The 19,634-nt window shown below is 47.8% G+C and carries 19 protein-coding genes; 14 read left to right on the top strand and 5 right to left on the bottom strand.

The annotated features are described in order from the left end of the window. The first annotated feature begins 44 nt into the window (after nt 1-44). The 3 genes from C7K08_RS06735 to C7K08_RS06725 are packed head-to-tail and all read left to right on the top strand — an operon-like array spanning nt 45 to nt 4,864. Nucleotides 45-956: a branched-chain amino acid transaminase gene (locus tag C7K08_RS06735; RefSeq protein WP_106499872.1), complete on the top strand. Its 912-nt coding sequence runs from the start codon at nt 45-47 to the stop codon at nt 954-956. A 2-nt stretch (nt 957-958) separates the two neighbouring features. Next, complete coding sequence (gene metH / locus C7K08_RS06730) at nt 959-4,549, top strand: methionine synthase (RefSeq protein ID WP_106499871.1); 3,591 nt, start codon at nt 959-961, stop codon at nt 4,547-4,549. A gap of 42 nt (nt 4,550-4,591) precedes the next feature. After that, on the top strand, nt 4,592-4,864 hold the full coding sequence (locus tag C7K08_RS06725; protein ID WP_106499870.1) for a small RNA NsiR4-regulated ssr1528 family protein: 273 nt from the start codon (nt 4,592-4,594) through the stop codon (nt 4,862-4,864). A gap of 11 nt (nt 4,865-4,875) precedes the next feature. On the opposite strand, the gene C7K08_RS06720 is transcribed toward C7K08_RS06725, so the two are convergent. Next, on the bottom strand, nt 4,876-5,106 hold the full coding sequence (locus C7K08_RS06720) for a hypothetical protein (protein ID WP_106499869.1): 231 nt from the start codon (nt 5,104-5,106) through the stop codon (nt 4,876-4,878). A 150-nt stretch (nt 5,107-5,256) separates the two neighbouring features. Between C7K08_RS06720 and C7K08_RS06715 the strand changes: the two genes are divergently transcribed. Then, nucleotides 5,257-5,640 (top strand): DUF2237 family protein, encoded by a 384-nt coding sequence (locus C7K08_RS06715; RefSeq protein ID WP_106499868.1) that lies wholly within the window; start codon nt 5,257-5,259, stop codon nt 5,638-5,640. Here the strand turns inward: C7K08_RS06715 and C7K08_RS06710 are convergent. Beyond that, nucleotides 5,626-6,342: an SDR family oxidoreductase gene (locus C7K08_RS06710; protein WP_106499880.1), complete on the bottom strand. Its 717-nt coding sequence runs from the start codon at nt 6,340-6,342 to the stop codon at nt 5,626-5,628. The two genes, C7K08_RS06715 and C7K08_RS06710, sit on opposite strands and share 15 nt — an antisense overlap. A gap of 50 nt (nt 6,343-6,392) precedes the next feature. On the opposite strand from C7K08_RS06710, the gene C7K08_RS06705 reads away from it, so the two are divergent. From C7K08_RS06705 to C7K08_RS06690, 4 genes are read left to right on the top strand one after another with little or no spacing between them, the layout of a single operon-like run. Then, nucleotides 6,393-7,301, top strand: coding sequence for an NAD(P)H-dependent glycerol-3-phosphate dehydrogenase (locus C7K08_RS06705; protein WP_106499867.1), 909 nt, complete (start codon nt 6,393-6,395; stop codon nt 7,299-7,301). Further along, entirely contained in the window at nt 7,298-8,158 is an 861-nt protein-coding gene (locus C7K08_RS06700) for a PhzF family phenazine biosynthesis protein (RefSeq protein WP_106499866.1), read from the top strand. Before C7K08_RS06705 ends, C7K08_RS06700 begins: the two co-directional genes overlap by 4 nt. Next, nucleotides 8,137-9,105, top strand: coding sequence for a SpoIID/LytB domain-containing protein (locus C7K08_RS16735; RefSeq protein ID WP_341272142.1), 969 nt, complete (start codon nt 8,137-8,139; stop codon nt 9,103-9,105). The genes C7K08_RS06700 and C7K08_RS16735 overlap by 22 nt, the downstream gene beginning before the upstream one ends. Next, nucleotides 9,102-9,929, top strand: coding sequence for an ATP adenylyltransferase family protein (locus C7K08_RS06690; RefSeq protein ID WP_106499865.1), 828 nt, complete (start codon nt 9,102-9,104; stop codon nt 9,927-9,929). Before C7K08_RS16735 ends, C7K08_RS06690 begins: the two co-directional genes overlap by 4 nt. On the opposite strand, the gene C7K08_RS06685 is transcribed toward C7K08_RS06690, so the two are convergent. Beyond that, on the bottom strand, nt 9,919-10,104 hold the full coding sequence (locus C7K08_RS06685; RefSeq protein WP_106499864.1) for a sigma factor SigF: 186 nt from the start codon (nt 10,102-10,104) through the stop codon (nt 9,919-9,921). The genes C7K08_RS06690 and C7K08_RS06685 overlap by 11 nt on opposite strands. Before the next feature lie 272 nt (nt 10,105-10,376). On the opposite strand from C7K08_RS06685, the gene C7K08_RS06680 reads away from it, so the two are divergent. Next, nucleotides 10,377-11,846 (top strand): DUF3370 family protein, encoded by a 1,470-nt coding sequence (locus tag C7K08_RS06680; protein ID WP_341272141.1) that lies wholly within the window; start codon nt 10,377-10,379, stop codon nt 11,844-11,846. 360 nt (nt 11,847-12,206) lie between these two features. Continuing rightward, on the top strand, nt 12,207-12,839 hold the full coding sequence (locus C7K08_RS15440; RefSeq protein WP_206603822.1) for a hypothetical protein: 633 nt from the start codon (nt 12,207-12,209) through the stop codon (nt 12,837-12,839). Nucleotides 12,840-13,418: 579 nt separating this feature from the next. On the opposite strand, the gene C7K08_RS06670 is transcribed toward C7K08_RS15440, so the two are convergent. Continuing rightward, the gene (locus C7K08_RS06670) at nt 13,419-13,913 is read right to left on the bottom strand and encodes an allophycocyanin subunit alpha-B (protein WP_106499861.1); all 495 of its coding nucleotides are present in this window, start codon (nt 13,911-13,913) and stop codon (nt 13,419-13,421) included. Between the two features lie 93 nt (nt 13,914-14,006). On the opposite strand from C7K08_RS06670, the gene rlmD reads away from it, so the two are divergent. After that, nucleotides 14,007-15,371 carry a 23S rRNA (uracil(1939)-C(5))-methyltransferase RlmD gene (gene rlmD, locus C7K08_RS06665; protein WP_106499860.1) on the top strand — a complete coding sequence of 455 codons (1,365 nt, stop codon included), beginning with the start codon at nt 14,007-14,009 and terminating at the stop codon, nt 15,369-15,371. Here rlmD and pheT read toward each other — a convergent pair. Next, nucleotides 15,349-17,811 carry a phenylalanine--tRNA ligase subunit beta gene (pheT, locus tag C7K08_RS06660; RefSeq protein ID WP_106499859.1) on the bottom strand — a complete coding sequence of 821 codons (2,463 nt, stop codon included), beginning with the start codon at nt 17,809-17,811 and terminating at the stop codon, nt 15,349-15,351. The two genes, rlmD and pheT, sit on opposite strands and share 23 nt — an antisense overlap. Nucleotides 17,812-17,912: 101 nt before the next feature. Between pheT and rpmG the strand changes: the two genes are divergently transcribed. The 3 genes from rpmG to C7K08_RS06645 all read left to right on the top strand — a co-directional run. Then, the gene (gene rpmG, locus C7K08_RS06655) at nt 17,913-18,107 is read left to right on the top strand and encodes a 50S ribosomal protein L33 (protein WP_106499878.1); all 195 of its coding nucleotides are present in this window, start codon (nt 17,913-17,915) and stop codon (nt 18,105-18,107) included. 80 nt (nt 18,108-18,187) lie between these two features. Then, complete coding sequence (rpsR, locus tag C7K08_RS06650) at nt 18,188-18,409, top strand: 30S ribosomal protein S18 (RefSeq protein WP_106499858.1); 222 nt, start codon at nt 18,188-18,190, stop codon at nt 18,407-18,409. 440 nt (nt 18,410-18,849) lie between these two features. Further along, nucleotides 18,850-19,634 (top strand): ribonuclease catalytic domain-containing protein (locus tag C7K08_RS06645; RefSeq protein ID WP_153062413.1); only part of this gene is annotated, 785 nt, incomplete at its 3' end.

The raw sequence follows: 19,634 nt of genomic DNA, 5'->3' as shown, positions 1-19,634 counted from the left end.
CTGGCTAAGGGATGAGAAGATCGGGCCAAGGTTTCAACCGTTAGATGCATCAATTTCTTCCCTATGCCTGGTTCGGCGGCCGCTGCGTGCCATTTRCCGAGGCCACCCTATCCGTAGCAACCCACGCGCTGCACTACGGCACTGGCGCCTTTGGCGGCATGCGGGCAATACCAAATCCAAATGATGCCTCTGAGATTTTGTTGTTTAGAGCTGATCGCCATGCAAAGCGATTGAGTGAAAGYGCAAAACTTTTACTAACAGAGCTAAGCCCTGAAACGATCATGGCAGCAGTGGTTGAATTTYTAAAGGCCAACAAACCAACAAAACCAAGTTATCTAAGRCCATTTGTTTACACCTCCGACCTGGGCATAGCACCAAGGTTACATGATATTGAAACAGATTTCTTGATATATGGCATAGAACTTGGCGACTATCTTTCACCCAATGGCGTTAGTTGCAGAATCAGTTCATGGACAAGGCAGGAGGATCGCTCCCTACCTTTAAGGGGCAAAATTAGTGGAGCATATATTACAAGTTCAYTGGCTAAAACTGAAGCTGTTAAAAGTGGTTTTGATGAGGCATTRCTTTTAAATAGTAGGGGTAAGGTTAGCGAGGCAAGTGGTATGAATTTATTTATTGTTCGCGATTCAATTTTGTATACACCAGGCGTTGATCAAGACATACTCGAAGGCATTACCAGAGCAAGTGTTATCGAATTGGCCCGCAGCATGGGCTTCACGGTTGTTGAGAGGCCCATYGATAAAACAGAATTGTTTATTGCCGATGAAGTATTCCTAACCGGAACTGCRGCRAAAGTWACCCCGGTTAGGCGCATTGAAAGCACAGATCTGGCAAYGCATCGGCCTGTTATGGAGGCCCTGCGCGGCCGACTAACCGCCATTACGGAGGCTCGAGACCCTATTTTTGACCATTGGGTTACGAGGGTTGGCATCTGAGCATGGTTGGTTTCCTAGAACGACTCCACAGCCCCGAGCGTCCRGTGTTGGTGTTCGATGGCGCCACGGGCACATCACTCCAACAAATGGAGCTAACCGCCGTTGATTTTGGCGGCYCAGCCCTTGAGGGTTGCAACGAAATACTTGTGCGCACTAGGCCGGATGTTGTTAGGGCCGTTCACAAACAATTCCTAGATGCTGGTTGCGATGTAATTGAAACAAATACCTTTGGTTCAACCTCTCTGGTGCTTGCTGAATACGATTTAGAAAATGAAGCTTTTGAATTAAACCGCCAGGCCGCTTTACTAGCCCGTGAAATGGCAGATCAATACACTACAGACCAACATCCAAGATATGTGGCTGGCTCCATGGGGCCCACCACTAAACTGCCAAGCCTTGGYCACGTAAGTTTTGATGTAATGAAGGCTTGTTTTACTGAACAAGCATTGGGATTGTTAGCCGGAAATGTTGATTTRTTTATAATTGAAACATGCCAAGATGTTCTRCARATAAAAGCGGCACTCACGGGCGTTGAAGAAGCATTTTCTCAAACGGGTGAACGTAGGCCCYTAATGGTTAGTGTAACGATGGAAACAACTGGCACGATGTTAGTTGGTTCAGATATAGCAGCTGTTGTTGCAATTTTAGAGCCTTTCCCAATCGATATTCTTGGTTTAAATTGTGCCACTGGGCCAGAGCAGATGAAGGAGCACATGCGTTATTTAAGTAGTTGCTCTCCGTTTGTTGTTAGCTGCATTCCCAATGCTGGTTTGCCTGAAAATATTGGCGGCGTTGCCCACTACCGCCTTACTCCAATCGAAATGAAAATGGCAWTGCACCATTTCATTGAGGATCTTGGCATTCAGGTGATTGGTGGTTGTTGCGGTACCACCCCAGCGCACATTTCGGCCCTTGTGGAAGTGGCRAGGGAACTTAAGCCAGCCCATCGTGAGGTTAGGCAGCCCCATCAATATCTCGAGAGACCATTACTCAAAGCGGAATCAGCAGCGGCTTCCCTTTACGGCACCACTAGCTATGAACAGGAAAATTCATTTCTWATTATTGGTGAACGTTTAAATGCCAGTGGTTCTAAAAAAGTACGTGATTTATTAAATGAAGAAAATTGGGATGGTTTGATCGGTGTGGCCCGCAGCCAAGTAAAAGAAAATGCCCACATACTTGATGTGAACGTTGATTATGTGGGCCGCAATGGCGAAGCGGATATGCATGAATTGGTTAGCCGGTTAGTTACTAATGTGAATCTTCCATTGATGCTTGAYTCAACCGAATGGCAAAAAATGGAAGCYGGCTTAAAAGTAGCAGGGGGTAAATGCTTGCTTAATTCAACCAATTATGAAGACGGCAATGAAAGATTTTTCAAAGTTTTAGAACTAGCCCGCACCTATGGAGCAGGCGTTGTAATCGGCACCATTGATGAAGAAGGCATGGCTCGCAGCGCTGAGCGTAAATTTGCCATWGCCCAGAGGGCCTACCGGGATGCATTGGAATTTGGCATACCGGCCCGTGAAATTTTTTATGATCCCCTTGCATTACCCATATCCACTGGCATAGAAGAGGATCGCCGCAACGGCTGTGAAACCATTGCTGCAATCAAAAGAATCCGCGATGAYCTACCTGGAACCCATGTGGTTTTAGGTGTTAGCAATATAAGTTTTGGCCTTTCAGCTGCTTCGCGGATTGTTCTTAATTCAATTTTCCTCCATGATTGCTGTTCAGCAGGAATGGATGCTGCRATTGTTAGCCCTGCAAAAATCCTGCCCCTTTCAAAAATTAGTGAGGAGCATCAGCAGGTATGYCGAGACTTAATCAATGATAAACGCCGATTCGAGAATGGTTTATGTGTATATGATCCCCTCACTACATTAACAAGTTTATTTGAAGGAGTAAGCGCTAAGGAAGCGAGGGCTTCCGGTCCATCCCTGGCCGACTTGCCTGTGGARGAAAGGCTTAAGCAGCATATTATTGATGGTGAAAGAATWGGCYTRGAGCAGGCCTTGGCCGATGGTTTGCAAAATTACAAGCCACTGGAAATAGTTAATACATTTTTATTRGACGGCATGAAGGTTGTTGGAGAATTATTTGGTTCTGGTCAAATGCAATTGCCATTTGTKTTGCAGAGCGCTGAAACAATGAAGAGTGCTGTTGCTTTTCTGGAACCCCATATGGAGAAGGTTATTGGCGCTGATGGCAAGCTAGAAAGCTCAGCAAAAGCCAAGCTTTTGATTGCCACAGTTAAAGGTGATGTTCATGACATTGGCAAAAATCTGGTAGACATAATCCTTACAAATAATGGCTATGAGGTTATAAATCTTGGCATCAAGCAGTCGGTTGAAGCAATAATTGAGGCCCAGAAAATGCATGGGGCCGATTGCATCGCAATGAGTGGGTTGCTGGTAAAATCAACAGCCTTCATGAAGGATAATCTAGATGCCTTTAATCAGGCTGATATTGATGTTCCRGTTATATTRGGTGGGGCAGCTCTAACGCCTAGATTTGTTAATAAGGATTGYAGAAATGTTTACCACGGTCAGGTTATTTATGGYCGTGATGCTTTTACTGATCTGCGATTTATGGATGCATTGGTTGAGGCRAAAAAATCTAATAATTGGGATAATAAACAGGGCTTTTTAGTTGAATCACCTGAAGGATTTGATCTYGGCAAGGCTGATCYAGATCCTGGCGATCTCGATGAACCAGCAAAGCCYWCAAACCAATTGGACTTAGTGATTAGCAGCGATCGCTCTGCTGCAGTACCAGAGGAGCAAGCGCTTAARCCACCATTTTGGGGTACGAAAATTCTGCKTGAGGATGAAATCCCCWTTGRGCAAATATTTGCYTACTTGGATCGTAATGCATTGTTTGCCGGCCAGTGGCAACTGCGTAARAATCAAAACCAATCAAGGGAGGAATACGATCAGATAATTCAATCAAAAGCCGAGCCTGTTCTTAAGGAGTGGATTGAGCGAATYAAGGCTGAAGACCTRCTTAGCCCCCGYGTTGCCTACGGTTATTTCCCCTGTGGCAGGGATGGAAATAGTGTTGTTATATAYGATCCAGCAAACCCYTCAAAATGCYTGGGGAGATTTGAATTACCGCGGCAGCGCTCAGGTAATCGCTATTGCATAGCAGATTTCTATAGAGACCTTGATAATCAATCGGCCACAGATGTGATCCCAATGCAAGCAGTGACAATGGGGGAAACCGCCACTGCCTTTGCTAAGGAACTATTTAAAGCTGATCGATACAGCGATTATCTTTATTTTCATGGTTTAGGCGTTCAACTTGCTGAAGCCCTGGCGGAATGGACCCATGCCCGCATTCGTGGGGAGATGGGCTTCAGCACTGAGGAACCCTCAAACCTTAAGGATGTGCTGGCCCAGCGCTATCGAGGTAGTCGCTATTCGTTTGGCTATCCAGCCTGCCCAAATGTTGCTGATTCCCGCCCCCAATTAACCTGGCTCGGGGCCGATCGCATCGGCTTAAGCATGGATGAGAGTGATCAGCTGGATCCAGAGCAAAGCACCACAGCTTTAGTTGCTTTGCACAGTAAGGCTCGCTATTTCAGCGCCTGATCCTGGGCCTGTGGCAGCCTGGGGTTTGCATTCCCCTATGCCATGGCAATTTCGGGTCCAAACGGTGTTGATGCTGCAATTGCAGCCGGCGTAGATCTGGATGGCTCTGTGATACCCACAGAGATGCTCACCCTCTACAACGAGGTTATGGCTYTGGAAAGCGCCAGAGCCCGCAGCGGCGTAAAAAAGTCAATGCGTAATCGCATTGTGCGCAGCGGGGCGAAGCACATGGGYCAAAGCGAACTTAATGAACGCCTGCAGGCGGCAGGTTGGGATGGTTTGAAGCCTAAGGAAATAGCCTTTTATTACAGCTAGGGCGCGCTGTTTTATTCAGGTCGGCGACCTTCCAAGGCATCGATCACATCCTGTTGAAAATTCTCCAGGGTGCTCGAATCCGATAGGTCAAAACCCTCACCAGCCGCATTCTGAGTTAGTTCCTGAAAATGGAAGGCCCCCTCTCCATTGGCTAGGAACTCCATGGCTGAGGTTTCGCCACTCTCGGCAAAGGCATCGCCAAGGGCATGGAATGCCGCATCTTCGGTGAAATCCCAGCTCATCGGGTGCTAACAGGTGTAGTAACGGGTTGAATTGCGACGAGCAAAAATCGATCGCCCAATGACCCATAGCGCCTCCCCCCCCGATTCCGTCAAGTGTTTGGCTGAATTTATGGGGAGTACAACCACCAACACCAGAGCTCTAAAACTGCCATGAACGCTCCAATASCAACGGGTTTCAACGTCCTTGGCACCCCTTTAGAAACTTGTGGTTGTAATCCAATCACCGGTTGGTTTCGGGATGGAACCTGTAGAACCAACCCCAGTGATCTTGGTCGTCACACGGTGTGTGCCGTGATGAGTGATTCTTTCCTGAGCTACAGCAAAGCCCAAGGGAACGACTTGAGCAGCCCAAATGAGGCAAATGCCTTCCCTGGGCTTAAACYTGGTGATCGTTGGTGCATYTGTGCWGCCCGTTGGCTTGAAGCCTATTGGGATGGGATGGCACCTCCAGTGATCCTGGAGGCCTGYGAAAGATCCTGCCTTGAAATTATTCCGCTTGAACTACTGCAAGRAAAAGCATCACCAAGGGATTGATTTGCCGTCCCAGGCAAGGAARCAACCTGAATTGGCAGGGGTTTGTTGTGCCAAAACCGCAAGCAGCTGCTCTGCAGCCTTGGCTGGCTCAAAAAGTTTATGGGCAGCAACACCTGCACTAAATGGTTCTGATAGCTGGGTGGCAGTGGTGCCTGGGTGCAGCAAAACAACTGTTGCTGCAGGTCTTTTGCGCTGCCACTCGATCGCCAAACAACGCAGTAGTTGGTTCTGAGCCGCCTTTGCTGCTCGATAKGAATACCAGCCACCGAGYTGGTTGTCGCCGATGCTGCCAACCCGWGCCGACAGGCTTGCAAACCAGCAGGGCGAACCATGGCCAAGCGCTGCTTCTACCGCCTTCGCAAGCAGGATTGGTGCAAAAGCATTAACAGCAAAAGATTGCTCAAGCCCRGCTCTGCTAACTGCTTGAAGCCTTTTTTCAGGCCCTYTACCGTTTTGGTGAAGCCAACCACTGCAATTAAAAACCAATCTCAGTGGCTTACGCCCCTGCAGATCTTCCTTCAAGCGTTCCAATGATTCGYTTGAACAGATATCAAGGGGATAGGGGCCCGATCTACCGGCTGCCAATAGATCAAGTTGGGGAGCTTTTTGCCTGAGTGCTGAAACAATTGCCCTGCCAATGCCGCCTTGGCCCACAACGAGCGCYGAACCCTCCAGTTGTTCCCAAGCGAAGGGATTCCCCATTGCAAGCCCCGCGTAGGGGCCCATGATGGCAATTTCCAGGGGACAGGTGATTGGCTTTGGCTATTGGCCTAATTGGAGGCGGCACCTGGGGGACAACCCTCATGGGCCTTTTTCAGCAAACTGGCCACCGGGTTGAATTGTGGCGACGYAGCTCTGGCATCGCGGCCCTCGAACCACTCCAAAACTGCGACCTTGTTGTYTCAGCAGTGGCATTTGCTGGCGTAGAAGGSCTCGCTAAACAACTTTCAAACTGGAACCGTTATCCACCATTACTKAGTTGTTCAAAAGGCCTAGATCCGGGCACTGGAAAAACCGCCAGCCAAATTTGGCAACTGCATTGCCCAAAAATGCCGATGTTTGTGCTCAGCGGGCCAAATCTGGCAACGGAATTAGCAATGGGTTTACCAGCTGCCAGCGTGTTAGCTGGCACGAACGATCAGCTGCTGAACAAACTCCAAAAGGAATTAAGTAGTTCAYACCTAAGGCTTTATCGCAACAACGACCCAGTGGGTACAGAGGTGGCTGGTGGGCTGAAAAATGTAATTGCGATAGCAGCTGGTGTATGTGATGGACTAAGCCTTGGAGCCAACGCAAGGGCCTCGTTACTTACCCGAGGACTAGCCGAAATGGGGTTGGTGATTCAAGCCCTTGGGGGAAGGCCAGAAACCCTTTATGGTTTGGCCGGGTTAGGTGATTTATTAGCCACTGCCACCAGTGCCTTAAGTAGGAATTACCGCTTTGGTAATGCCTTGGCTGAAGGGCTYTCAACGGCTGCCGCCCTTGAAAAGATCGCCGCCACCGTTGAGGGTGTGCCCACCTGTGCTGCGGTGCTTTGCTTGGCGGGGGATAGGGCTTGGAACCTGCCCATCGCCACTCAGGTGCAAGAACTTATAGAAGGCCGCATTGATCCGCCCATGGCAATCCAAAAACTGATGGAAAGGCAACTGCGCAGCGAATGATCAGCTCACACCACAAAGGCATTCCGATTTGTGCCATTGATGCTTTTAGTGCCAMCCCGATGGGGGGCAATGGCGCCACAGTKGTTTTACTGGATCATCCTGCTAGTTCTATCTGGATGCAGGCACTAGCTGCTGAATTGGCCCAGTCGGAAACCTCGTTTCTATGGCACAACRGCGGTCAATGGTGTTTGCGCTGGTTTACGCCCACCTGTGAGGTATCCCTATGCGGCCATGCCACCCTTGCCGCAGGKTTGGCTTTACACAAATGGGGAGAATTGGCAATAGCAAAACCAATCGATTTTCAAACTCGCAGCGGCAAAATCAGAGTTGAAGTGCTAACACCGGAACTGGCGAGCATCGATCTGCCAAGCGAAGAAATGAAGGAGCGGCAAACAGAGAACTGGATGGCAAATTTATTGGGAGCTGATCCCTTGGCTACTTGGAGCTCTCAATTGGGCTACGGCGTAWTACTTGTAAATGCAGAATTCCCAATAGCTARCCTAGAWTGCAATGATTTAGCATGGCAAAATGGACCGGAAAAGGCTTGGCTAGTGATGCAAACAGCTACTCAGCCATACCAATATCAACTGCGTTTCTTTGCACCCAAYATGGGCATCAAAGAGGATCCAGTAACCGGATCAGCCCATGCCCTTGTGGCCCCTTGGTGGTGCAAAAAGTTGGGTATTAATCAAGTTCAGGGATGGCAACCATCCCAGCGACCAGGGGGAATGTTTTGTGAACCAATAGCAGCGGCTAAGGTGCGTATTAAAGGTAATGGTGTGATCCTTTGGCAGGGATATTTGCCATGGCAATCATCCGCGATTGAACCCGATTCATGGATATTTACAAGCAGCTGATGGGCTGGATTAAACGTAATCGTTCAGGCTTAATTTACTGTTCATTGCCGTTGCTTTTTTCCATGGCAGTAATAGCGTTGATTGCCCCATCATTGCGGCCAGCCAAAGAACTCGACACCGTGATGTTAGATGCCTTGCTGCAGGAGCCAAAAGCTTACAAAAATGAATTTAAAAATCTAAAGCCCAARAATGATTTAGTAATTCCCCAAGCAAATCAACCCCAACCATTAATGTTGATTAGAGTTTTGCTTGAATCMAATACCAAACAGGCAACTATCGGMGCTGAAGGAYCCTGGCAATTRCAATCAAARGCTGGGCTTTTATGGAGAGAGGGAAATGGTATCGCTGCAATTAGCTGCGTTAACCAGMAGCTTCAGCTACTTAATAGCAACGCACCTGATGAACTCTGGCTAAGGCCAACCAGCACTGGAATAGCAAATTTAAATAGTTCAAATTATCGTGGTGAACTTAGATTATWTTGCAACCAAAATGGATTGGTGGTTGTTAATCACATACCATTGGAGCAATACATTGCTTCAGTGGTTGGAGCCGAGATGCCAAGCTACTGGCCCGATGAGGCCCTTCGGGCCCAAGCGGTAGCAGCCCGTTCCTATGCCCTGGCCCACATGGCGCGGCCGGCAGATCCCGATTGGAATCTTGGAGCCACAACGCGCTGGCAGGTATACCAGGGCCTGGCAAGCGAAACTGGGCCAGCCCGGGCAGCAGCTGATTTCACAAGGGGACTTGTGCTCAGCTACCAGGGGGGAATTGTTGAGAGTCTTTATGCCGCTGATAAAGCGATTAGCCTTGAAGCCCATGGCCATTTGGGAGCAAGTATGAGCCAGCATGGAGCCCGTAGTCTTGCTCAAAAGGGCTATCGCTTTACCCAAATTTTGGCCTATTACTACAGGGGCGCCACCCTGGCAAGATTAAAGAAATCAGCATGATCYCCCTAGCTGAACTATCAYTAAATTGTCAAAAAAATGCCATSCAGAATGGTGCATTGGTTCCATTAGAAACAGAGATAATTTWTTCAGATGCCTGGAGTCCATTCATAYTACGTAAGTTGCTTGGACCTACTCCTAAACATCTAAACRAATGGGGCCCCAGGGCTAATCCATTTTTTCCTTGGGATCGTAATCTTGAGGTTTTAGAATTGGATGATCATGTTCTTTTGCTTAATAAATATCCAGTAGAACCAGGACATTTACTACTTATCAGCAAGGGATGGCAGCCCCAGGGCGGCTGGTTAACACGCACYGATTGGCAAGCACTTGTTGATATTTGGCAGCTGCAGAATGGACTTTGGTTTTTTAAYAGCAGTCCYAGCGCAGGCGCCAGTCAACCCCATCGGCACCTGCAGCTATTACCCCGCAGSGAGGAACACCAGCTTTGCCCCGAAGACCCAAAATTTATGGGTGCAGCAAGAGAAGGTGCGAGGCCRTGGCCTTGGCGAGTTGGTATAAGGGCAATGCCCGTAGGCAAAGCCCCAACAGTAGATTTCTTAATYGAAACCTATGGCAATCTTGCCGCTGAAAATGGTCTCGGATTGCCAAGCAAGGYAGATAAACCACTTGGTGCTTACAACTTACTGATTAGTAGAAACTGGTTTGTTTTAATCCCGAGAACAAGCGATGGCCACGAGGGGTTYAGCTTGAATGCCCTTGGTTATGCCGGTTACCTGCTAGCTACCAATGAATCAAATTTGGCTTGGTTAGAGATAAACGGCCCAAATGCGCTGTTGGCGCATGCGGCGGTTATCAATCCCTAGTTTCATCCCTCTGCATTTGAGCTTCAAGGCTTGTGATAGCTGCATTAACTGCAGCCAGTTGCCTTTCAGCGGCATCACGCCAGCCCTGGAGCAAAAACAATTTACGCCTCTGCTGACGCCCCCTGGCACCTTTTAGATCAGTGTCACTCCAACAGCAGCCTGGCAGTGGAAACATGGGAAAATATGCTGAACAGATAGGTTCTAGCTAACCCGCTGTCCCAGTTGTCGTTCCCTTGCTCCCTTTCCGTGACTACACAGAACAGCAAGGCCCCCACTGCAWTTGGCYTAGCTASAACCATAATTTATTCYGCTAGAAAGTTCCGTTTGCCGCATTTAAGACCCAATCTAAGAAAAGTTGGCCCCATTGGTCCCATGCGCCCCGCGGGTCTGGTTTTGGCTGTATCGCTATTTTCCTYYATTCCCGCCGCTTGGGCTGACGTGTCTTTAATGGCAGGTCAAACGGCGCKTCCACTACGGGGTAGTTTTAATAATGTTCCTGTATTGCATTCCAAYCAACCTGAAGAGGTTGCGGGTCCGGGAATATTAATAAGCACCACCCCGGGTGATGCCCAAGCTGAAAATGGTCAGCGGCTAAGCAATGCCAGCTATATATTTAATGGTGAGTTTGGTATCCATGCCCACCATAAATACAATCCAGTTGATGGCCAGTATGGAATAARGAGATCACAACTTACCCTTGCTGCCATAGCAATTAATCCAGGTGATCGTGATGTGCTACTCAGATTTGAAMGGGGTTCTGTTAAAAATAGCTTTGAAGCACCATATCAAGCAAATAACCTGCTTGGAGTAATTCCCCAAGGCCATCGRCCATGGAATACGGGCCCAGGGGCTGCCACAGCCGCCCAACTATTAAGGGGCACCCTAGATCGGAAATTCCCAGAGGCCCTACGAATCCCAGCCCGCAGCCGCACTGTAATTTTTAGCACTGATCTGCCGGCTAATGGTATAGCGAATGCCCTACTTAAAGGTCGTAGCGACGGCCCATTTCAACTGGCTGTTGTGGCTGCTAAGAATCCAAGGAATGATTTTGATATCCTAAARATTTTAGATGAAGATCGCTTAGCTCCAGGCCGTACATACCTTAATAAAATTGAGAAAATTGAAAATAGATCTGTATTTTCACGGGTGGGTGGTGTTGCRGTGGGTGATACATATCAAGCTAGCGTGAGCCACGATCTATTTGATTCTCCGTTGCATGTTCCACTAACTACCACCAGCCGCCATCATTTTGGCACTGGTGAGAGCCAAGTGAATCCTTTAGCAATAAGAATGCTTGATTCTTCATTGGATAATGTTGGCACCTATGGTGTTCGTTACGACRTAGAMCTAAATCTGCGCGGCAATGGGCCATACAAACTTGTGTTGAGTCACCCAACACTTCCTGGCAAACAATTTGTTTCTTTCCGTGGCAGTATTGCACTAAAAACAGATCAGGTTAATGAGGAAATACACGTGGGGATGAAATCTGGGCAAAGCYTAGTACTTAAATCCCTAGATCTAGTTCCAACTCAAACAAAAACGATTCGTTTAAGCCTCGTATACCCAGCTGATGCAACACCAGGWCATCTTCTTAGCGTTGTTCCAGATCAGCAAATTACCCAGCTTCGAGAACAGGAAGATCGTTTAGAGAAAGCTAGAACCAAAGTWACTGCCACACCAATGATAGTGATCCAACCACCGGATGCAATCCAAASCATTGGCACCTATCCCAAAATTTCCTCMTCAAAATCAAACCCACCAAAAAACCAACCATYYACCACTAAACGCCAAATAAATCATCCAGCMCCTCTGCCCCCGCCCCCCCTGTTGCCTATTGGTGGCTGGCCTCCAGCTACCCCTGCCATGGTTGACACAAGTAAACCCAGCCAATTAATCCGCAACTGGCTTTATCGCTAGTACATCCCATCAATAAACTAACCCTTGGCTGATAAACCAAACGAACGCAAAATAACGCTGGTTCTCCAGTCATCTGCCCTMGAGCAGTTAGATACCTTGCGCAAACAATGGGGAATGCGCAGTAGGGGRCCAGCGATTGAACGACTACTTGAATACCTACTAAATGAAATTGACGCTGATATTGACAACAATYCAAATGATAAAYYYGAKGAATTAGATAGTCATCAAATTCAGGGTGCCCTGGTTTTAGTAACAGCAACTGGCGAATCATCCCATGATGAAAATTGGCTAAATGAGAATGAAGCCCAGCCACCATCAGCGATTGATTTACCTGGTTTTGTTTCWAAGCGATCACAGAAGTTGAATCGAAGCCTTAGGGCACCACGCATAGAGCGAAATACAAACGAATGCTTAATTACAATTGATGCCAACTATCTACTTGAATCGATCTCAAGTGTTCAAAATCATTGGATGARTTTGTATGGAAGTGAACCTAACCAAGCAGTTTTAGAAGCATCAATGTACTGGTTAAGCCACGATATTTGGCCCCTTGCCGATGCCAGTGAAGGCAATCCTTTTACTTGGAATGCCCTGCAGCAGGTGATGCTCAACTACGCACCCAGCTGGGAAATTCGTGAACCTTCCGTAGACAGGGTARTAATTGCAGCTGGAATTTTAGAGGACCCGTTTGGGGCCTCAGCATTACAGGTAAGAATTCCATCGCTTGTGGGAAGGATGACCCAACGCCTAAGACGCAAGAGGAGGGGAACTCCATTTCTCGATTTACAAGCAACTATGACWACCCAGGGGGCCCTGCAATTACTAAAACTGCCCACCACAGTTGGCTGCAGCCTCACACTTCAAGATATTCGTGAAGCCTATCGTCAGCAGGCAATCGCAGCCCACCCAGATGCTGGTGGCAACCCTGAAGACATGAGAAGACTGAACGAGGCCTATCAGCTTCTCAAGCAACGCTACCTAAAACCATTTTAAGAAATCTATCATCATACTAATATTGTCTCACGTTAGCTGTTTGAGAATTAATGCAAGACTCTTTATGCGTCTTATCTAATACTCCATAGATAAAATTTCACTTGAGGTTTGCTGCTTCGTAAAACAGGTTTTATTGAATTTTTTATTTGTCTTGCCCGTGAAAATGGCCAAGCCCGTCTTTGCCTTTTACTTTTTTGGAATTTTGTCCTTTGGCTTGTCCAACCCAAAGCTATTGGCAACATCTGCAGCTGAAAAGCCTTGTTGGTAGGGGATCTAGCCCGCAAACAATAGTATGCGTACCTGTCATATACACAGGTACGCATATTAGTCTTACGATTCTTGGATGAGTATTGGCTTAAGTCTTGTACAGATACTCATATGAGATTTATGGTTTAATCATTGTGGCTTGATTTTTGTCTTCCCGTTCGCAGATTGTGGATAAAAAATTTGATGGTTAGGCGGCTGGATTGGCAAATCTCATAAAACACAAAAAAGTCTCAAAATAGACCCATTAATGGACTATTTTGAGACTAGTGATAACAGGATGTAGTTGCCTGGGGGGTAGCCGGCAGCCCCTGGTTAGGCGCTGGTTTGCATTCCTTGTACCAAATAATCAAAATATGGTTCTAAGAGTATGGAGTCGTTTGAAGAAACAAGTGCGATTGAGGCTGTTTTTAAGCATCGCATCGCCTCCACCATGCCCTGCATTGGAACTCCAAGGCTGTTGTACATCTCCCTAGCTCCAACCAAGCCAGTGTTTTCAATAAAACTGGTGCTACCAGCCAACACCCCATAGGTAACAAGACGTAGATACCAGCTGAAATCCCTAAGGCATTGGGCCCTCTGCTTTTGGCCATAGGCATTCCCACCCGTAGCCACATACTCGGGCTTAAGACTGAATAGCTGCTTTGCAGCCTCAGCAACTATTTTTTGTTCATTCTCACTGAGAATCCTCGCCACCTTTAAGCGAGCGGAACCTCCGCTGAGAAAATCCACCATCGATCGCAGCTCACCACCACTGGGGTAGCGCAGCTCATCGTCTGCTTGAAGGATCAGATCGCGTACAACGCTCATCGCAGTCCCGGGTCCTGCTGCACTCTATCGACCATTCGACACGCAAGGGCTGGTTTTGCCTTGGTCTGTAACGCCGAGCTTTAAGGTCGTAAYGTGAAAACAAATCCAAGCCAGCCAAACCTGCTCAACCTTGAGATCCGGGATCTCAGTCAGGAAGGTAGTGGCATAGGCCATGASGGCTCGAGAGTTGCYTTTGTTACTGGTGCCCTCCCTGGGGAATTGGTGGAGGCAAGGCTCACGGGCGCATCTAGGGGGATGGTGCGCGGTGAGATTAGAAAACTGCTGCGTCAGTCTCCAGACAGGCGYTTACCMGCCTGCATCCTTGCWGGTGAATGCGGGGGTTGCAGTTTGCAACACTGGAATGATGCGGCCCARGCCGAATGGAAGCAGAACAATCTTCAACAGGCCCTTCAGAGGATCGGTGGCCTAAGCATCCAGGTTGAACCGATTATTGCGGCCACAGCGGTGATGGGTTATCGCAATCGGGCGATCATTCCAATCCAACCATCGAGTAGTGGGATTAAGGCCGGTTTTTATCGGCGCCAAAGCCATGATGTGGTGAACATGAACCATTGCCCGGTTCTTGATCCACGCCTGGATGAACTGATCGGGCCAATTAAGCAGGATCTTGTTGAGTGTGGCTGGCCTGCCTACTGCGAAGCTAGCCATAGTGGAGAACTACGTCATTTAGTTCTAAGAATTGGTGYTAATAGTGGCGAAATTTTATTGGGATTGGTTACCAAAARCCCCCAGCTGGATGGTTTTGATATTCTTGCCGAGGAGTGGCTTGAGCGTTGGCCAGCGGTTGTTGGGGTTGTTCATAATTGCCAACCAAAACCAACAAACACCCTATTAGGTGACCAACAACAGTTGATTGCCGGAAGGCCYTGGTTGTTGGAGCGTTTTGCCAATTGTAGTTTTGCCATTGGACTCGATACATTTTTCCAAGTTCATACGGCCCAAGCYGAAAGGCTTGTCCCGTTATTGAAGCAAGGTTTAGGCCTGGGTGTAGGGGAGGTACTTGTTGATGCTTTTTGTGGTGTTGGAACTTTGGGACTCCCTTTAGTAGGCCCTGAAGCAAAGCTAATCGGGATCGAACAGCATCAAGCTAGTATTGAAAGAGCTCAAGATAATGCCCGTTTAAATAATATAGATAATGCTGAATTTTTAGTTGGCTCAGTTGAACAAAAACTTGCTGAAGTATTGCCAGTTACTGATGCATTACTTCTCGATCCACCTCGCAAGGGCTTGAGTGATCCATTGATTAATATTATCCAGAGTTGTCCCCCTGATCGGATAGCTTACGTTAGTTGTAATCCATCAACCTTGGCTAGGGATCTATCACGTTTGTGTGCAGATGGAATGTTGGAATTGTTATCAGTGCAACCATTRGATTTCTTCCCCCAAACCACCCACTGTGAGGCTCTAGCACTACTTAAACGCGTAGCTGTGCGTTAAATTTTTCTAATAGCATCTCTCTTACAGTTTTCATTAGGGGTTCCACCTGTTCGTCCCTTAATGTTGYATCTTCCGATCGAAACCTYAAGCGCACATTAAGGCTGCAATAACCTGTTTCCACTGGAGCSCCTTTGTATCGATCTAGCAATTGGACATTTTCMAGTAGGGGCCCAGCTGCTTTTCCGATTGCATTTAATACACTATKCACTTGGGTTGTTTCTTTTACAACGAAGGCTAGATCCCTTTCGCTAGCAGGTACRGTGGGATAAWTTTTRAAAATTGGTGTTAATTTGTTAGCTCTGCTTGCAGCGCTTAATATGGGYTCTAATTCCATATCAAATATGGTGCTACCAACGCCTAAATCATTGTTTTCGGCAAGGGAAGGATGTATTTCTCCAAATACCCCTATCGCTTTGCCTTCAAGGAATAGCTGMACCGACCTGCCAGGATGTAATTGGGGATCTTGAGCAAATGGAATGTCTTGCAGCGATACACCTATYTCACTAAGAGCCTTGGCAAGTATTCCCCGAGACTCRTAATAATCTACTAATTTTTGTTTGCCGCTAGTGGTCCATAGTTCAGATTTATTACAACCACATATAATCCCTGTTAACCTTTCCTGCTCAAAATAATCTGATTTGTATAAACTAAATATTTTACCAACTTCAAAGCCCCAAAAACCTGGCTGTGGAGCCTGCAGATTTCTACTCGCAGCATTRATTAATCCATCCCTCAAATTGGTGCGCAAATGACCGTAATCCGMAAGCAGTGGATTGCTGAGTGCTATTTGATCTTTGTTATTGATTTCAGCATTTAAATCTTTTGAAACCAAGGAGAGATGCATAAGCTCCTGCAGGCCCGCACCCCTAAGGGCGAAGCAAAGCCTTCGCAATAGTTGTTCCTTTGCGCTCAGTCCACCTGGCTCCACAGGATCAGGTAGATGGCTACAAAAACGGTCGTAGCCCACTAGTCTTGCCACCTCTTCGATGAGATCTACCTCCCGTTTAAGGTCACCACTACGGGATGGCGGCACATTCACATGCCATATCTCATCCTCGCTTTGCTGCTCACCCTCACTATTAACGCTGCAACCAAGGCGCTCCAAGATATTMACAACTTCCTGGCTTTCRATTTCTCCATAGCCAGCCTCTCCATTATCGAGGGGTCCAAGTAATCTTTCAAGCGCTAGCCGRCGTAATTSTATAGGCTCAGTGGCTGTTTGATCGGTTTCTATTAGCCAGCGATTACCAATACTTGCCCCAGTTAATTGAAGAAGCAGATCAACTGCACGGTTGGCTGCAGCTAAGCAGTTTTCTTTTGCCACACCGCGCTCAAAACGAGCCGAGGCTTCACTGCGAATGCCTGCTGCCCGGCTGCTTTTACGGATCGAGGTGGCAGGAAATATTGCCGCTTCCAGATAGATATTTTTTGTATGGGATTGCACGGCACTGGCCTGGCTACCGATCACCCCGGCAAGGGCTACAGGGTTTTCTTGATTGGTAACAAGTAGATTATTTTCRTTTAATTCACGCTCTACCCCATCTAAACAAAGGACAGACTCACCTTTTTYAGCAAAGCGAAGCCCAAAAGCATGGGGATCATCACATTTAAGGCTTTCACGGTCGTAGGCATGAAGCGGCTGACCTGTTTCCAGCATTACTAGATTTGTGATATCAACAACGTTGTTCACTGGGCGYTGCCCAGCAGCCTCGAGCCTTCGCTGCAGCCATAGGGGCGAATCGGTTACCTGCACATTCACTATTTCCGTAAGGSAAAACAGTTCTGAATGTTTGAGCAGGTCTTTCCCTTTGAGTTCTAGTGCTGTTGGCCCASAGCTAATCAACGGTAGCTTCACTTCCAGTTGCTCCAGGGCTGCCACTTCCCGTGCAATACCCAGCATCGACAAACCATCGGCACGATTTGCGGTAACCGCCAGCTCAAAAATGCGATCGTTWARGCCGAGGAGTGGTGCCACAGGCAAGCCAAGGCCYGGTAATTCCTGCTTTAGCYCTTTGGCCACCTGATCTAAATCAACAAGCCCATCAACTTTGTTTTCAAGGCCTAGTTCTGCAAGTGAGCAAAGCATTCCGGAGCTCTCAACWCCYCTTAGGGAGGCCGGCTTGATCGTTAGTTGCACAGCCGGTAGAAAACTGCCAACAGTTGCCACTGCAACGGCCATTCCCTCCTGAACATTGCTGGCACCGCAAACGATCTGCAGGGGGCTTGAACCACCGATATCCACTGCACACACGTTCAGTTTTGTGGCATCGGGATGGGCGATTTTGCTGCTCACGCGGCCAACCACAACCCCCCTAGCCCTTGCGCTTAGGTCTTCGTCGGAATCCACCTCAAAACCAGCCATGGAAAGCTTTTCAGCCAGGGCTGAGGGTTCGCTCTGGAAAGGCACCAGCTCCTTGAGCCATTGCAGCGATACGCGCATGGAGATGCAACAACAGCGGCCGGATCCTACCGATTAGCCACACCCAATCAGCTATGGTGGTGAATTGTCACACCGCTAGTAAGAAGCGGCGCAACGTCCTTATGGCCAAAAACAAGGGCGTCCGGATCGTGATCACCCTCGAGTGCACGGAATGCCGGTCCAATCCCTCAAAGCGCAGTCCAGGTGTGTCTCGATACACCACCGAAAARAACCGTAGGAACACCACCGAACGGTTGGAGATCAAAAAGTTCTGCCCCCACTGCAACAAGTCAACGGTTCATAAGGAAATCAAGTGAGGCCGGCCCAGGGGCCCCTCTAGGATTCCAATCTTTTTTATGCCAGCAGTTGGCAAACTTTTAAACACACACCCCAAACGATGTCTAGCTCCTTTTTCAAAAAGCGCCTTTCGCCGATCAAACCAGGCGACCCAATTGATTACAAAGATACCGACCTACTTAAAAAGTTCATAACTGAGCGTGGCAAGTTGTTACCCCGTCGTATGACAGGTCTCACTGCTRAGCAGCAAAGGGATCTTACCAACTCCGTTAAAAGGGCTCGTATTATGGCGCTTTTGCCTTTTGTTAACCCTGAGGGCTAGGCAATAGGCGGTGAATTKCATCGTTATTTATTTTGCAACCAACTGATTTAGTTGGGTACGTGMTCAACACACGTACCCCAAGGCTTGCCATTATTGCAGATGTTAGGCCAGGAAAAGTATTATTAGCTAATTCTATTTCTGCAAAATCTTCAAAATGGTACCCACTCAGAGATATTTTCCTAATCGGCAGTTCTAAAGAATATTCCTCGGAATTATTATCAGATGCCCTATCGGCCATTCCCCTGGTTTCTTCAATCTTTTCAATAGCATGGATTGAATCTCAGCGATTAWTAGATCGTAAKTTGCTTGATGKTGGCATTGATTTACTCGMATTTGCAAAGCTTCTTTTTGCCAAGCCCASCCCCACAGATTTGGCTGCCTGTTGGCTTTCTCTTGCTAATAAACAAGATCTCTTTCGTATCCGCCAAAATAAAATATTTGTGCGTTCCCAGCCTGAATTGCAGCAGTTGCGTCAGGCGAGGCGACGTCAACAACTAGCTATTCAGATTAAACCTGAATCAGAAGTTTTTGAAGCTGAACAATTTCCTGCAGAGTGCTTAGCAGAGGCAGATCGGCTTGTGTTATCAGCTTCTGAAAGCCAGCCTGGGGATTCGGCGCGTATAGATCTCAGCCATTTGCGCAGCTTCAGTATTGATGATCCATGCACCGTTGAAATTGATGATGCAATCTCCATCCAGCATTCAGCCGATGGAATTCATAAGATCTGGATTCATGTGGCAGATCCCCATCGATTAATTCAACCGGGAGGGTGCTTAGATCTTGAGGCACARCGAAGGGCATCAAGTATCTACCTCAGCCACAGGTTAGTTCCAATGTTTCCCATTGGCCTTGGCAGTGGTCCCTTAAGCCTCTCTCCCGGTTCAAAAAAGGCTGCCATAAGCGTGGCTGTTTGCCTTGATCAAAACAGCTGCATTGTTGGAATTGATATTGTTCGATCCTGGGTACAAATCACCTATGCGCTTAGCTATAGCGATGCAGATGAGCTAATTGAACTGGCTCCGCCCCAGGATGCTGATCTTGCCGAAATCAATGCCCTGCTTCTGAACAGACGGCTTTGGAGGCAAGCCCAAGGTGCCCTATTGATGGATCAACCGGAGGGCAGGTTTATACGCATGGATGGAAGGCCTCAATTGGAAATTACAGAACCAGGTTGTTCACGGGCAATGGTGGCAGAGGCAATGCTTTTAGCTGGTGCTGCCGTAGC

The sequence above is a fragment of the Synechococcus lacustris str. Tous genome (genome assembly GCF_003011125.1).
GTDB classification, from domain to species: Bacteria; Cyanobacteriota; Cyanobacteriia; order PCC-6307; family Cyanobiaceae; genus Synechococcus_D; species Synechococcus_D lacustris.
The sequence above is the reverse complement of the archived record's forward strand: the minus strand, read 5'-3'. Positions and strand labels throughout refer to the sequence as shown.

Bases quoted from the DNA above. Each gene is read 5' to 3' on its own strand.
- C7K08_RS06670 (WP_106499861.1), bottom strand. From the start codon at position 13,913: ATGAGCGTTGTACGCGATCTGATCCTTCAAGCAGACGATGAGCTGCGC.
- C7K08_RS06685 (WP_106499864.1), bottom strand. From the start codon at position 10,104: ATGTTTCCACTGCCAGGCTGCTGTTGGAGTGACACTGATCTAAAAGGT.
- C7K08_RS06720 (WP_106499869.1), bottom strand. From the start codon at position 5,106: ATGAGCTGGGATTTCACCGAAGATGCGGCATTCCATGCCCTTGGCGAT.